This is a genomic window from Paenibacillus thiaminolyticus, from assembly GCF_007066085.1.
GTDB lineage: Bacteria > Bacillota > Bacilli > Paenibacillales > Paenibacillaceae > Paenibacillus_B > Paenibacillus_B thiaminolyticus.
In genome coordinates this window covers 2,035,630-2,049,696 of record NZ_CP041405.1, presented here as the reverse complement: position 1 = coordinate 2,049,696, position 14,067 = coordinate 2,035,630, and the positions used below count along the sequence as shown (strand labels likewise).

Annotated in this window: 15 protein-coding genes; 10 read left to right on the top strand and 5 right to left on the bottom strand. The window is 48.4% G+C overall.

Annotation, left to right across the window (positions count from 1 at the left end; genetic code table 11):
- Window positions 1–32: 32 nt before the first annotated feature.
- From FLT43_RS09240 to FLT43_RS09230, 3 genes are all read right to left on the bottom strand, one after another.
- Window positions 33–851 (bottom strand): carbohydrate ABC transporter permease, encoded by an 819-nt coding sequence (locus FLT43_RS09240; RefSeq protein WP_087445159.1) that lies wholly within the window; start codon window positions 849–851, stop codon window positions 33–35.
- Entirely contained in the window at window positions 851–1,735 is an 885-nt protein-coding gene (locus FLT43_RS09235; protein ID WP_087445160.1) for a carbohydrate ABC transporter permease, read from the bottom strand. The genes FLT43_RS09240 and FLT43_RS09235 overlap by 1 nt, the downstream gene beginning before the upstream one ends.
- A gap of 77 nt (window positions 1,736–1,812) precedes the next feature.
- Window positions 1,813–3,099 (bottom strand): ABC transporter substrate-binding protein, encoded by a 1,287-nt coding sequence (locus FLT43_RS09230; protein ID WP_087445161.1) that lies wholly within the window; start codon window positions 3,097–3,099, stop codon window positions 1,813–1,815.
- A gap of 396 nt (window positions 3,100–3,495) precedes the next feature.
- On the opposite strand from FLT43_RS09230, the gene FLT43_RS09225 reads away from it, so the two are divergent.
- Window positions 3,496–4,404: an EamA family transporter gene (locus tag FLT43_RS09225; RefSeq protein WP_087445162.1), complete on the top strand. Its 909-nt coding sequence runs from the start codon at window positions 3,496–3,498 to the stop codon at window positions 4,402–4,404.
- 92 nt (window positions 4,405–4,496) lie between these two features.
- Here the strand turns inward: FLT43_RS09225 and FLT43_RS09220 are convergent, their stop codons facing one another.
- Window positions 4,497–5,174, bottom strand: a complete 678-nt coding sequence (locus FLT43_RS09220; protein WP_164776358.1) for a helix-turn-helix transcriptional regulator — start codon at window positions 5,172–5,174, stop codon at window positions 4,497–4,499.
- Window positions 5,175–5,461: 287 nt separating this feature from the next.
- Between FLT43_RS09220 and FLT43_RS09215 the strand changes: the two genes are divergently transcribed.
- The 4 genes from FLT43_RS09215 (at window position 5,462) to FLT43_RS09200 (ending at window position 9,203) form a co-directional block, all read left to right on the top strand.
- Window positions 5,462–5,848, top strand: coding sequence for a Rid family detoxifying hydrolase (locus tag FLT43_RS09215; RefSeq protein ID WP_087445164.1), 387 nt, complete (start codon window positions 5,462–5,464; stop codon window positions 5,846–5,848).
- Between the two features lie 2 nt (window positions 5,849–5,850).
- Window positions 5,851–7,041, top strand: a complete 1,191-nt coding sequence (locus FLT43_RS09210; protein ID WP_087445165.1) for a MalY/PatB family protein — start codon at window positions 5,851–5,853, stop codon at window positions 7,039–7,041.
- Window positions 7,042–7,053: 12 nt separating this feature from the next.
- Window positions 7,054–8,277 (top strand): dicarboxylate/amino acid:cation symporter, encoded by a 1,224-nt coding sequence (locus FLT43_RS09205; RefSeq protein WP_087445166.1) that lies wholly within the window; start codon window positions 7,054–7,056, stop codon window positions 8,275–8,277.
- A 266-nt stretch (window positions 8,278–8,543) separates the two neighbouring features.
- Complete coding sequence (locus FLT43_RS09200; RefSeq protein ID WP_087445167.1) at window positions 8,544–9,203, top strand: topoisomerase II; 660 nt, start codon at window positions 8,544–8,546, stop codon at window positions 9,201–9,203.
- A 97-nt stretch (window positions 9,204–9,300) separates the two neighbouring features.
- Here the strand turns inward: FLT43_RS09200 and FLT43_RS09195 are convergent, their stop codons facing one another.
- Window positions 9,301–9,564 carry a metal-sensitive transcriptional regulator gene (locus tag FLT43_RS09195; protein ID WP_087445168.1) on the bottom strand — a complete coding sequence of 88 codons (264 nt, stop codon included), beginning with the start codon at window positions 9,562–9,564 and terminating at the stop codon, window positions 9,301–9,303.
- A gap of 185 nt (window positions 9,565–9,749) precedes the next feature.
- On the opposite strand from FLT43_RS09195, the gene FLT43_RS09190 reads away from it, so the two are divergent.
- From FLT43_RS09190 to FLT43_RS29295, 5 genes are all read left to right on the top strand, one after another.
- A complete protein-coding gene (locus tag FLT43_RS09190; RefSeq protein WP_087445169.1) occupies window positions 9,750–11,363 on the top strand; it encodes a hypothetical protein in 1,614 nt (537 codons plus the stop codon).
- An 80-nt stretch (window positions 11,364–11,443) separates the two neighbouring features.
- On the top strand, window positions 11,444–12,157 hold the full coding sequence (locus FLT43_RS09185) for a hypothetical protein (protein WP_087445170.1): 714 nt from the start codon (window positions 11,444–11,446) through the stop codon (window positions 12,155–12,157).
- 71 nt (window positions 12,158–12,228) lie between these two features.
- The gene (locus FLT43_RS09180; RefSeq protein WP_087445171.1) at window positions 12,229–12,999 is read left to right on the top strand and encodes a hypothetical protein; all 771 of its coding nucleotides are present in this window, start codon (window positions 12,229–12,231) and stop codon (window positions 12,997–12,999) included.
- 131 nt (window positions 13,000–13,130) lie between these two features.
- A complete protein-coding gene (locus FLT43_RS09175; protein WP_087445172.1) occupies window positions 13,131–13,928 on the top strand; it encodes a hypothetical protein in 798 nt (265 codons plus the stop codon).
- On the top strand, window positions 13,915–14,067 hold the full coding sequence (locus FLT43_RS29295) for a hypothetical protein (RefSeq protein ID WP_164776355.1): 153 nt from the start codon (window positions 13,915–13,917) through the stop codon (window positions 14,065–14,067). The genes FLT43_RS09175 and FLT43_RS29295 overlap by 14 nt, the downstream gene beginning before the upstream one ends.

Sequence of the window (14,067 nt, the reverse complement as noted above, 5' to 3'; positions counted from 1 at the left end):
ATTGCGGTGCGGATGCGAACCGGTAACTCTGTTTATCCTTTGACGGCGCCAGAAGACAAGCCGTGTATGAACTGCTTCTGCAGCGCCAGGTAGACCAATGTAATCGGCAGCGCTCCCATCAGCGATCCGGCGGCGACCCAACCGATATTGCTGTTATATTGTCCGAAAAATTTCGCCAACGACACGGTGATGGTCCGCACTTCCGTTTTTTCCAGGAAAAAGACCGAGAACTGATAGTCATTCCAAATCGCGACGCCTGCCAAAATAATGACGGTGGCGGTGACCGGCTTCAGCAGCGGCATGATTAGCCGGAAAAACAGCCCGACACGGCTGGAGCCGTCGATCATGCCCGCCTCATCCAGATCCTTCGGAATGGTGCCGATGAACCCGGTAAATAAGAAGATCGTGATCGGCAGGTTGAATGTCACGTGAATCAAAATAATTCCCCAGTACGTATTCAAGGCATGAATATCGACATAGAAGCGGTACAAGGGCACCAAAATGGCCAGCGGCGGCACAATGAGCACCGAGATGAACAGCATGTACATGAACTTGTTCCACTTCGTCTGATGCCGGGCCAGCGGATAGGCGGCCAGCGAGCCGATCGCGACGACGAGCACGACTGTGATGCCGGTGATCAGGATATTATTGATGAATGCTCTCCCAAGATTCGCTTCATTCCAGGCGTTCACGAAGTTGCCGAGATAGATATATCCCGGAAAGGCCCATTTGGAAGACAGATCGTCGGCCGCCTTGAAGGAACTGGTCAATAAAATATAAAACGGAATCGTATGGAGCGCAATGAGAATGATCGAGCCGATGGCGATCAGCCATTTTTTATATGACTTCATTATTGCTGCATCTCCTTTCTTCGCAAGAAGTACAGCGCAGACATGCTGATGACGGAGATGATGACGAACATCAGGTTACCGAGCGAAGCCGCATATCCCGCATCTTGTCTGGAGAAATACAAATGATACATCAAGGTAGACAGCGAGGAGGACGCATAGCCCGGTCCGCCGTTCGTCATGGCGATAATGACGTCGAACAGCTTCAGCCCGCCGATGAGATTGAGCACGACGTTGATCGTGATCGACGGGGCAAGCAGCGGCAGCGTAATGTTGCGGAACTGCTTGAGCGATGAAGCGCCGTCAATCTGCGCCGCTTCGTAGTACTCCTTCGAGATCGACTGCAGGCCGGCTAAATAAATCACCATGGCAATCCCCATGTATTGGAACGTATTGACAAAGGTAATAATCCATACGTTAATATTCGCATTCGCTAATAAATTGATCGGCTCGTCCTGGAACCATAAAATAATATCGTTCAAGGCGCCTCCGTCATATTGGAACACAAAATACCAAATGTAGCCCATAATGAGCGGACTGATAATGACCGGCAAATAAACGATGGTCCGGATGAGTCCTTTGGCCCGTATCGAGCGGTTCAAATATAAAGCGTACAGCAGGCCAAGTATATTTTGCAGCACCGTGCTGCCGACGCCGTAAATGATCGTGTTTTTCATCACGTTGACAATCTGCGGATCGGAGAACATGCGGCGATAGTTCTCGAAGCCGATCCAGCGGAAATCTTGGGAGTAGCCGTCCCAGTTCGTGAACGAAATCTGAATTCCCTTCATAAACGGATAAAAGACAAAGGCGGCAAACAGCGCCAAGGCGGGAATATAAAAGAGATTCAGCACGCTGCCGGACGACCGTTTTCTGTTCATATTCATCGTGTTCTCACTCCTGACCTCTCATAGAGAGAGGGCTTGCTCGGATGAACAAGGCCCTCTTCTACTGCGTCGTCTATCTATCTGTTGCGCAATCGCTCTACTTCCTGCTTCATTACCTCGGAATATTGCTCCGGCGTGATGCGATCCGCCAGAAGCTCCGTGCCCTGCTTGCACAGTACGTCCCACATTCCGCTCGGCAAATAAACGCGGTCGAAGTAAGGGAACACGCGGACATCCTTGTACTGCTCATAATAAGGCGAGAATTCGTGCTTCGCATCTACGCCCTTGAGGCCCGGAGGAAGCATGGTGACATTCGCGATTTTGCTCATGTTCTCCGGCTTGGCGAAGAAGGCAAGCAATTTTTTCGCTTCTTCCATATTTTTGGTGTCTTTCCATACGCCCATCGTAAAGCGCTCGCCGCCCGAGAAGCTCGGTTCGTCGCCGGCAACTAGCGCAGGCACAGGCATATAGCCGATTTTCATATCTTGGTTCATTTTACGCACTTCTTCGGCAAAGCTCGGATTGACCATGACGAAGGCGACTTTGCCTTCCGCGAACTGGCGGGAGGCATCGCTGTATTTTGCCGTAATGACGTCTTTATTGATATAGCCCTTCTTGTGCATCTCCTGGAATTTTTCCGGGAGCGGCGTCCATTTCGTCCAGTCGAAGGTTCCATTCAGGAGCGCTTCCTTCTCATTCTGCTCCGGGCTGATGAGGAGCGGGGTCGCCATCAGATCGAAGTACTGGCCGATCGTCCAGTCGTCGATGCCGGAGAAGTGGAAAGGCACCGTCTCGCCGTTGGTCTCCTTCACGATCTTGTCGGCTGCCGCCATCAGCTCGTCGAATGTGGACGGGACGGGAATATTCAATTGCTCCAGCAGGTCGGCGTTGTAGGTGAAGCCGTCTTTGGCCTCGCTCAGCACCAGCGCATATACTTTGCCGTCCTTGTCTGTGACGACGTCCTTGATTGTGTCCGTTAGCTGAGGAACCCACGGTTCATCGCGCAGATCGGCCAAGTAGTTGCCGTAGCGCACCTGCGCCCAGCCATGCGTATCGAAGATATCGGGCATTTCATTCGCGGCCATTTTGACCTTCAAAATATTATCATGCTCCGAGCCGGGGAATTGCAGGTCGACTTCGATGTCCGGATTTTCTTCCTCGAATGCGGCCACGATGTCTTTGTACGCGCGTTGCACCACCGGATCGTTCACGCTGCTGTCGACCGTGATTTTCGTAGATGCCGAGGTGTTCTTTTTGGCCGGTTCGGTGTCGGTTGCCGTATCTCCCGAGCGGCTGGAGCATCCAGCCAGCAGCATGATGGCCGCCAGGGCGATGGCTGCCCCTTTCATGAATCTGGTTTTCATTGATTGAGACCTCCTAGTTGTAAGCGTTGCCACCATTCTATCAACTTCTCATTTTGCACGATACGACCTAATCTACGATGAAAGCGCTCTTTCTTAAACAAGGTTCCATATAATGGAGTGGAATGGATGGAAGGTAGCAGAAGCCAAGGGAAGCAAGCTGCCGGACCAGCTTCAAAAGGATTGACATTGTCCGTTGTCCTCTTTACAATGAACGTGCAGAAACGTTCGGCTTCAGCAACCAAACTCAGTCCCATGGATTGAGCGGCGAAATTTTGCGGAAGCGTGCACGGGTTACCGCTTCGTGAGCGCATCTGGTTTCGTTCGCCCCCTGTCAAGCGACAGGGGGCTTTTTGCGTGGATTTACGGAATTTCAACAAGAAGGGAGCGTAATAGACTATGAAATTATTTCGTTATGCGCTGTTAGTCTTCATCGGGGCTTGCAGCTATGGAACATTATCCTCAATTATGAAGCTCGGGATAGGAGAGGGATATACCGTGCCCCAGATTATCGGGAGCCAGTATTTCTTCGGCTGGCTGCTTCTGGCTTCCGCCGCGCTTCTGTTCTCCCGGCGCCGTGTGAGCGGGAAGCAGGTGCTGGTGCTGCTCGCGTGCGGCTTGTCGGTCAGCTGCACCTCGATTTCATACGGGATCGCGGTCGAGCAATTGCCGGCTTCCATCGCCGTCGTGTTCCTGTTCCAATTCACATGGATCGGCGTCTTGCTGGAGGCGCTTCTCAACCGGACCTGGCCGGATCGGGCCAAGCTCCTCTCCGTCCTGATTCTGCTCGTTGGCACGGTGCTTGCGGGGGGACTCGCTGACCACGGCCTGTCCGGGTTAACGGCGAAGGGCGCGATCTTCGGCCTTATCTCCGCCGTATCGTTCGCCTTCTATATTATGGTGAACGGGCGTGTCGCGACCGATATGCCGATCTTGAACAAGAGCTTGTCGCTGACCACCGGAGCGGCGGCCAGCCTGTTCCTCGTGTTCCCGCCGACCTTCCTCGCCGACGGCGCGCTTGCGTCCGGCTTGTGGAAATACGGCCTCGTCATGGGGCTGCTGGGGGTGCTCGTTCCCGGCGTCTTCTTCGGCCTGGGTGTGCCAAAGATTGGCCCGGGCCTCGGTACGATTCTGGGCGCGGCCGAGCTGCCCGCCGCCGTCATCATGTCCGTCACCGTGCTGCAGGAGCAGGTCAGCTGGCTCCAATGGGCGGGGATCGCGTTGATCTTCGCGGGCATTTGTCTGCCGCAGTTCGCGTTTGTGCGGCAGGAGCGGCACCGGCGCGCGCTGGCGCGGACGAATCTGTAGCTAGCGCAGCTGGCGCGGGACAAGCCGGGAGCCGAGGGCTTCCGGTTTTTGTGGGCATGACGGAGCTTATGCGCCTGCTCGTTAAATTGTCTTCAATTCATTGAAGCTTCTTCTCGTTTAATAATTTGAAGATAGCGATAGATGCTAGATTCAGAAGTTTTCATAATGTTAGCAATCTCGGGAACAGCCCCTTTTAATAGAAAAACACCACGATTGTTTAAGTCGCGGATTATTTCTAATTTATCTTCTTGTTTTAAGTATTCAATCTTAACTCCTTTTTCCTCCGTAATTTCCTGGACTATTTGTCGGGTCATTTCTTCAATCGAATGAGACAAGTTTTCCGACTCTAAGTTTTCATCATGAATATTTTGGTCTTTACTATTCGTTTTGTTGTAAGAATAAACGATATCTTCAACAATCTTTTCTAAGTTATTTATTAAGGATTTGTCGGTATTAACACAAATCATTCCAATTAATTCGCCTTGTTCACGAATAAAAAAAGTCGATGATTTTAGATCTTTGTTTCCAGCTGTTTTCCCTTGATAATTTGAGATGAAATGTCTGTCTTGGTGTTTATTTTCTTTCAATATTTTCAACACAAGGTCGGTGGCTGGAGCACCTACTTCGCGATTTGAGATATGATTGTTTCGAATTGCGACGACAGAATGATTTAAGTTGCTCAGATCATGAAGAACAACTTCACTATTCCTGCCCAGAATTTCAGCTAAAAAATCAACAAAAGGAATATATTTTTCTAATTTGTTATTCATAATATCCTCCCATTTCTTCATTAACATTGTAGTAAAAATTTATTATCTAGGCAAGTAATTTCTGTTTCGACTGATATTTCGCATTTTTTTGTAAAAAATTTATGAATTAAGCTATCCTAGCATTTATTGAAATGGCTTATATGATATAAAGTTTACCGAAGCAGTGCCAACTTATTCGTTGTAGTAAAAAATTATTGTTATGAGAATAAAATATATTGACTGTAAAAAATTATTGATCTACAATTTGATCAGGATAGATTCATGATTAAACAAAAGGAGAGGATATTGTGAAAAGAATAAATACGAAAAAAGCGCCTGAAGCGATAGGACCTTATGTACAAGCTGTCAAGTTCAATAACATGATAGTTACATCCGGTCAACTTCCGATAAATGCCGATGTCGGAATAATTGAGAGCGCTTCCGTAAAGGAACAGACTTACCGCTCACTTACCAATATTAAAAATATTTTGGAAGAAGGGGGTGGTCAGATAAAAGACATTGTTAAGACTACTGTTTATTTGCAACATATGGATGATTTTGCAGAAATGAATGAAGTATATGACGAATTTTTCAAAGGAATGCAATGTCCTGCCCGAACAACTGTTGAAGTAGCAAAGTTACCTATGGATGCGTTAGTAGAAATTGAAGCAATAGCTACTGTGAAGGGGGAATAAAAATGGAAATGCAAAAATTCGTAGACATGTATAGTGTAGAGCGCAGAAATACACGCTGTTTAAAGTGGGATGCATTGGAGGAGCGGTTCGGAGATCCTAACTTAGTCGCAATGTGGGTGGCCGACATGGAGTTTAAGGCTCCTAGAGCTGTGTCAGAAGCTTTAGTAGAACGAGCAGAGCATGGCGTTTTTGGATACTCAGTAACACCTGATTCTTATTATGAAGCTTATTTCAATTGGCAGCAAAAACGTCATGGGATCCATCTAGAAAAAGAGTGGATTCGATTTTCAACTGGTGTTGTTCAAGAACTTTATAATTTGGTGAACATTTTTACTGAAGAAGAAGATGCGGTCATCATTATTACTCCCGTATATTATCCATTCCATAATGCTATCCGAGATACCAACCGCAAATTAGTGCGTTCTGAATTAATTAATGAAGATGGAAAATATCGTATTGATTTCGATGATTTCGAAAAACAAATTGTAGAGAACAATGTAAAATTATTTATCCTATGCTCCCCTCATAATCCGGTAGGCCGTGTATGGTCTGAAGAAGAATTAGAAACCGTTCTCGAAATCTGTAAGAAACATCATGTATTTGTGATAGCTGATGAGATTCATCAAGATATTATGTTAGGAAAACGAAAATTTATTTCTGCTCTGAATGTGAAAAACCGAACATTTCATGATAATTTAGTCGTTGTCACTGCACCATCTAAAACATTCAATTTAGCATGTTTATTAAATGCACATACGATTATTCCAGATGAAAAAATTCGTGAAAAATATGATCAAGCCATTAAGACGATTAATCAAACAGAAAAGAGTCTGATGGGCCAGATTGCCGCGGAAGCAGCTTATACACATGGGGAAGAGTGGGTAGAAAGTTTACTCGAGGTCATTCGTCATAATTTCAATTATTTAAAAAATGAATTGGAAAAACATGCACCAAAAGCTATTGTAACAGACTTAGAAGGAACATATTTAGCTTGGATTGATTTAAGGCCATATGTAAATTGTGAAGAAACGAAGGAGTTTATCCAAGATAAATGTGGCTTAGCAATTGATTTTGGTGAATGGTTTAGTGATAAATGTAAAGGATTTGTTCGTTTGAATATGGCTACTGATCCGAAACTTGTAGAATTGGGCACGCAACGCGTCATTACTGAACTACAAAAACTAGAATGTTAGGAGTAATGACTAATGAAGATATTGAAAAATTACAAATTTTCACTAATCCTGCTAGGATGTATGTTCATTGGTTCAATCGTTGGTGCAATAATGGGGGAAAAAGCTCAGATTTTTTCCCCTATAGCTAACTTATTCTTAAATTTACTATTTTGCTGTGTTGTCCCATTAATTTTTGTCTCATTAGTGTCTGCCATTGCGAATATGGAAAGCACAAAGAAACTTGGAAAGATTTTAGGGATCATGTTTTCCTTATTTATCTTTACAGGAATTATCGCGGCGATTTATATGCTAATCGTTTGTGTTATATTTGACCCGGCTAAGGGTACCAACATTGTTATGAACGAAGCCGTTGACGCGTCAAGCAGTATGAATTTCTTAGGTATGTTCACAGTAGAAGATTTTCCTTTGTTATGGTCCCGTCAAAACTTAATGGCATTAATTGTTTTCTCTATCATATGTGGACTCGCTACAGTGTCAGCTGGGGAAAAAGCAAAACCTGTAGTCAAATTATTTGAAGGAGCAACTGAAGTTGTTATAAAAATTGTCAGCTATGTCATGTATTTAGCGCCGATTGGTTTAGGAGCGTTCTTTGCAACATTAATTGGAGAATATGGCTCAGAAATTGCTGGACCATTATCCCGGGCAATTATTATTTTCCTCATTGCATCTGTTGGTTACTACTTTATCTCTAGCATGTTGTTCGCTTATATTGGCGGAGGAAAAAAAGGCGTATCCCTTTTTTGGAAAAATATCATTCCTTCAACATTGACCTCATTAGGAACTTGTTCAAGTGCAGCAGCGATTCCGTCAAATTTTATCGCGGCGAAAAAAATTGGTGTTCCAGATGATATTGCTAATATCACAATTCCTATGGGAGCAAACTTGCATAAAGATGGAGCTGTGTTGATTCAAATATTAAAAATTGTCTTTATGTGCAGTATTTTTAATATAAATATTTTAGAACCAGGAAATTTGATTACTGCAATCATGGTGTCGGTTGTCGCTTCTTGTGTAATGGGTGCTATACCAGGCGGCGGATACGTTGGAGAAATTTTCATCGTCTCTGCATTTGGATTCCCGGAAGTTGCGATTCCAATTATGGTGCTAATCGGAACAATCACTGATGCTCCGGCAACTGCAATTAATGCCACGGGAGATGTAGGAGCTGCAATGGTTGTAAGCCGTGTAGTTGAAGGTAAAGACTGGATAAATGACGGCGCACAAGAAGCAGCTTAGACGATCTGACGTAATAAAAGGGCGTCTCTAAGTCGAACCGACTTATGAGATACCCTTCTTTTATTTTTTTATATCTTACATGTTTGCTTTTCTATAGTATATACATAATCTGCCACTTAGTCAATATACATATAAAACGTTGAGAGCCGCAACCGGGGAAAATAAGGGTGACTATACAGGGAGAATGGTCCATAATAGAGAAATATGCGTATTCATTCTAATTCTTTAAATTTTTAAATATTATGAGATGAAAAGAGGAATGCGACTTGTCAGTCAACCCTTCTATGCGCATCGTATGCAGCGGCGAACATGTGTCTATGGGGCGGACCCGCACTTTTTTTATGATCATTCTCATCTGGGCGAGGGGACATGAGATGTCATTCGGCAGCCCAGCCAGTCGAGGAACGGGGGAGCCGCTGCAGTTGACCGTCATCCCGGATCGGTCGGTCACAGTGCGGGAAGTCTATGGCTTTCAGGCCGTGTCCGGAGCGGATCAGGTGACGGTGCCGTTGGGAGCATGGGAAGCGGACGGCTTCCGGCTGGTCGTGCTGAAATGCGACAAGGAGGACGGCGGAGATCCATCCGGAATGCAGTTGGTCGCCCAATGCGAGCTCTCTCTCCCGGCTGGCGACCTGATGTTGGATCGGCAGGGAGTATTTCTGAACCTTGATGACCTGCCGCGGGTTGACGAGGAAGCGGATCAGCTTGCCGCGAGAAGGGAGCAATGGTTCCGGGCGCTCCCGGAATTCAACTTCATTCTGGAGCCGCTTCGTGAGGGAAACCCCGCCAGCGCCTATTGGACCATTCAGCGGCAGCTTGACGAGATCGTGCTGGAGGCAGTGCAGGCCCATGACGAGCTGCGGGATCTGTATCTGGAAATGTACGAACATATTAGTCAGGTGGTAGAATCATCGCTGCATTCATAAAAAATGCGTGTTATTTTCAAGTGATATTGCGATTTCAGTGCGCGTACAGCGGATCAGCCCAAAAAGAAAGGGAGCGGCAGCCATGCCCTCCCTTTCGTTATCGGCTCTTGACCAGCAGCTCGACCGCTTCCTTCACGATCTTCCCCGTATCTCCGCCCAAAGCCTGCTCCTCCAGCAGGCAGTGCTGCAGATTATCGGCCACGATCTGGGCCAACGCCTTGTCCGACGCGTTCCGCACAGCCGATAGCTGGCTGACGACCTCCTTGCACGGTTTTCCCTCTTCCATCAGGCGCAGCACGCCGCGCACTTGTCCTTCAATCCGCTTCAGCCGTTTTTTCACGTCATCCGAGTAATGATTCATACGATTTCCCTCCTCACACACATACGCGTATAGGTATAGTATACCCGAAATCCGACAAAAAGCGTTATAAGGTTATTAAAAATAACGTTAAATATTTCTGTTAAATAATAATAACAAATCTATCGTTCCCGTTTAAGTCCGATCCCGAAAAGAGCTTTACGATAGAAAGAAAGGGGTTGAGAGCGATGGAACTACGGAATTTGAAATGGTTGCAGGAAGAATATCGCCGCGGCAACAAGGCGGTGCTGAATGGAATTGTCTCCGAACGCAATCGCGTCATACGGTTCGAACTGGAGGATGTGCAGGAGGTGCTGCAAGCGATAAGGCAGCAATACCCCGGTATCGAGCGCGATGAGATCGATATCCGCTTCATGGAATATTTGCTCCTGTTCATGGAGAAGCAGGCCGCGCGGGCGGTGGCAGACGCTGAGGCGCTGCCGCAGCGATTCCAGTGCTGGATGGATGACCAATTCCGGAAGCATGAACCTTGTTTTCGTCAAGAGCGCGATCTCGCGTTCATCGTGGCCGAATATCAGGCGGGAAGCAAGGAGTCGGCGCTGAAGCGAATTTTTGTCCAAACCATCCTTCATCAAAAGCAAGGGGTGCAGGTCCGGCTGGACATCAAGCATAGCGTAGTGCGCAAGATGTACAACTCGATTCAACGCAAATATATGAAATATTTCGGAGCCGATGAGATGACAGGATATTTCGTGGAATGCGTGATCGAATTTCTCGAAAATAACAGGAACCTGCTGTACACGGAATCCCAGCTGCGGGCCCGGCTCTATCATCATGTGAAGTACTCGTTGGAGCGGTTCACGGAGAAGAGCTTCGGCAAAATCATTCCGGGCAATGCGCAGGAGCCGGATCGCCGGGAACGGAGCTTCGAGGATGGCGAAGCGGCGGGGAACGGTAAGGATCTGGAAGATAAGGCGTACTCTCCTTATGATACGTACGCTTTTGCAAGATTTCAGCAAATCCGGGGAGAGAGCAGCTTCGCCAAATTTTTGCGGGAAATCGAGATTGAGGCGCTGCTGACGGAGAAGCAGCTGCGAGTGTATCCCTACATTTTGATTAAAAGCAATATCGAGTATAAGCCTGCGGGAGCGGATCGGGGCCGGAGCTTCGAGCGGCAGGACAAGCTGCCGTACAAGCAAATTGCGGCGGAGCTCTATAGCGTGTACCAATGGCGCATCTCGGCGGAGATGGTGCGCAAATATGAGCTCGCGATTAAAGAGACGATTCGCAAGGCGTACTTGAAATGGAAGGAATACCGCTTCGTCAAGCGAATTCCTTTGCCGCAAAAAATCAATGAATATATGACCGTGTACCACAGCATCGGCGAGGAGACGAAGGCATACCCGCTGCTGTTCCAGATTTTCGTCAATTGGTTGAAGGATAATCTGGACGAGGAGGATGACGAGGAGATTGACTTTTTCAAGCGGGATTACAGCTTCGATGATTCTCCCTATGAGTGGGTTGTCGAAAATTGGTTGAACCCGCGGTACGGATCGTTGAACCGGCTGCTGCAGCAGAAGCTGGCGACCTATTGGGAGCAGGTGGCCGAGATCGTGCATCATGATGCTCCGCTCTCGATTCTGACGGCGCAGCAGAAAAAACGAATTATGGAGCGGGTCGGGACGATTTTCAGGCAGTATCTCAAGGAGAACCAGCATCATGTCAATCAATTGATCAAATATTCTTGCTTTTATAAGAAGGACGCACAAAAAACAGGCAAAACGGGTTTGAATTCAGACACTAGCTATAGTACAGGGGATCATCGCCGGACCTTGGCTTAACAAGGCAACCGGACAGGAGCGGCCGCTCCCCCGACCATTCCCCGATGCATGGGGCTAGAGAGGAGTGCAGATATGGAACGATGACGGAACGGCTGCGTTGTTTTCTCGGGAAGCCGATTGCGGCCGGCAAGGTTAGCGTCTATTCGCCCACGGTCGATCAGATCGGCGAGATAGGCGAGCTGCTGTACAATTTGTATCTTTTGCTGGCGACCTTCGACAAGGAGGAGGTTGTAAGGCGGCTATTCTCGGTAGATGATGACGATTGGGCGCAGCTCGAAGCGGAGGATGATTTCCTGCTTCTCTGCTCGATACCGGCGCTTTATAGCAGTCTTTGCGATGCGCTGCGTTTTTTTACGAGAAGCGAGTTCGTCTATGATGAGGACGTTCAAGCCTTCGTAAGCGACGAGGCGGTGATCGATCGGCAGAATTACCGGGACGTCGTTCGCGCCGTGAAGCTGGTGAACGGCATTGCGGCTGCGGAGACGGCGCCGGTCCGCTTCAAGAACGACAAGGCGAAGGAGCTGTACGGCAAGCTTCAGCACTTCAAGGCGAAGTGCGCCCGGGATAACGACAATACGCTTCATTTGAAGGATATTTTGTCCATCCTCTGCCATGCGGAGGGCAATGGCATCCATATTTTTAATGTGGGTGAATTGACGATTTATCAGGTGTATGAGCATTTTGAGCGCTTGAATGTGCGCGAGCGCCATACCCGCTTGCTGAAGGTATGGGCGAATGGATATTTGGGCCGCGATGAATCGCTGCCGGAATGGATGACAAGAAGCAAATTGTAAAACCAAACGGAAAAGCAGATGTGAAGCAATGAAGAAGCACGGGGCTTCAACTTACGAGGAGGAAACGATTTATGGAACAAGGACGTTACGGATCTAGAGCGATTTTGAATACGCAGGTTATCGACTATGCGACGAATGAACCGATTATGTATATGGATTATGCCACATCGGCCACTAATGAATGGACGTCGGAGACGGTCTATGCCCGCGGCGGCAACGGCAACCCGAAGCGTATCGCGTGGAATGGGGAAAAGGGAGCGACGCTGACTATCGAGACGCAGATCTTCACGATGGAGCATCTTGCGCTCCTGGCGGGTGAAGAGATTGTGACTGGTCCGCAAACCATTTATAAGCGGGAAGTGCTCACCGTTCAGGAGGATGGATCTGGCGGCAACAAAGTAAAGCTGAGCAAAGCTCCGCAGGGCGGCAGCACGGCCGTATCGGTATTTGCCTTCACCAATGGCGTCAAAGGGGCGGCGCAAGAAGTGAAAACCGTCACCGGCAGCGACATCGCCTTGTCGGACAAAGCGACCGTAGCGGCAGGTGAGGAGGTCGAAGTCTACTACCAATTCCAGTCGGCTTCCGCGAACAAGCTCTCCTTCACGGCCAAGGGCTTCCCGAAATACGTGAAGATTGTGGGCGACACGCTCTATGCGGATGAAGCGGCCGGCGAGATGGTGCCGATGCAGATGACGTATTACAAGGCGAAGCTGCAGCCGAACTTCACCTTGGTGATGAGCCCGACAGGCGATCCGAGCTCGCTTACGCTGACCTTCGATATCTTCCCGGTGAAGGTAAATGGAACGGATACGTTGGCGGATATGATCATTTACGAGGAATAATCGATTGTAAATTCTGCGGGGGAGTGGCGGCACTCCCCCTTTTCCATGGAGAATGCTTGGATTGAGAAACTCTGGCCGGAGTCAGAGTTTTTGATATCAATTATTCTGCCAGCGATAAGGAGAGAAGCGATATGAGCGCGATGAAAAATTTAGCAATCAAGCAAGTGAAAAAAGAGATGAAGGACCGGTTCAAGGAGAAGAAGCGGGTTGAATTCGGGGACAATCGGAAGCTGGATGTCGATGTGCGGTTCCGTCCATCCCTGAAAAACGAAATGAAGAAGGAGCTAATCCGCGTCTTGACGGAGGCGCTGGAGCACAATAAGCCGCTAGATGCGGGCATGCTGCTCGGGCTGCAGACGATGCTCGCGATCAAGCATTTCACCTCGCTCGTAACGGACGCCGCGACCCTCGACGATTATATGGAGATGCTGCATGTGCTGCATGACGGCGGCTACACAGAGCGCATCCTCGAAGCCTTCGACCGGAACGAGCTGGCCGCGCTGTACGGCGAATTGAATGACGCGCTGCAGTTGTTCAACCGGGCGATGGAAGCGGAGCTGGCCAGGGCGAAGGAAGCGAATGCCGCAGACGAGGCAGGCAAGCCAGTTACGGCAAAGAAGGCAGTCGGCAAGGCAGGCACGGCGGGGAAGGCCGATAAGACAGGTAAGGCAAAGACAGATAAAAGAGGTAAGACAGGGAAGTCAGATAAGACAGATAAGACAGATAAGACAGGTAAGGCAGCCTATAGAGCAGGCGCGGAAGCGAAGGCGGGCAAGCTCAGCAAGTCACGCAGCACAGACCAGGCAGGCAAGGAGACCACGGCAAGTGCGGGAGATGTGGCGCCGGAAGCGGCATCCCCGTTAACCCGATCATCCTCCCGGGCATCGGCACGCGGAATAAAGGGGGAGAAAAAAGATGGCCAAGTATGAACTATCGGATCATATGGTGAAAAATTTGCTGCAGTTTTTGAACCGGACGCCAGTGGAGGGGTTCGCCGAGCAGGATGCGATGTATGAGATTCGGTATGTGCTGTCGAAGCCCCTTGAGGAAGACGAGCCGAAGAAATAA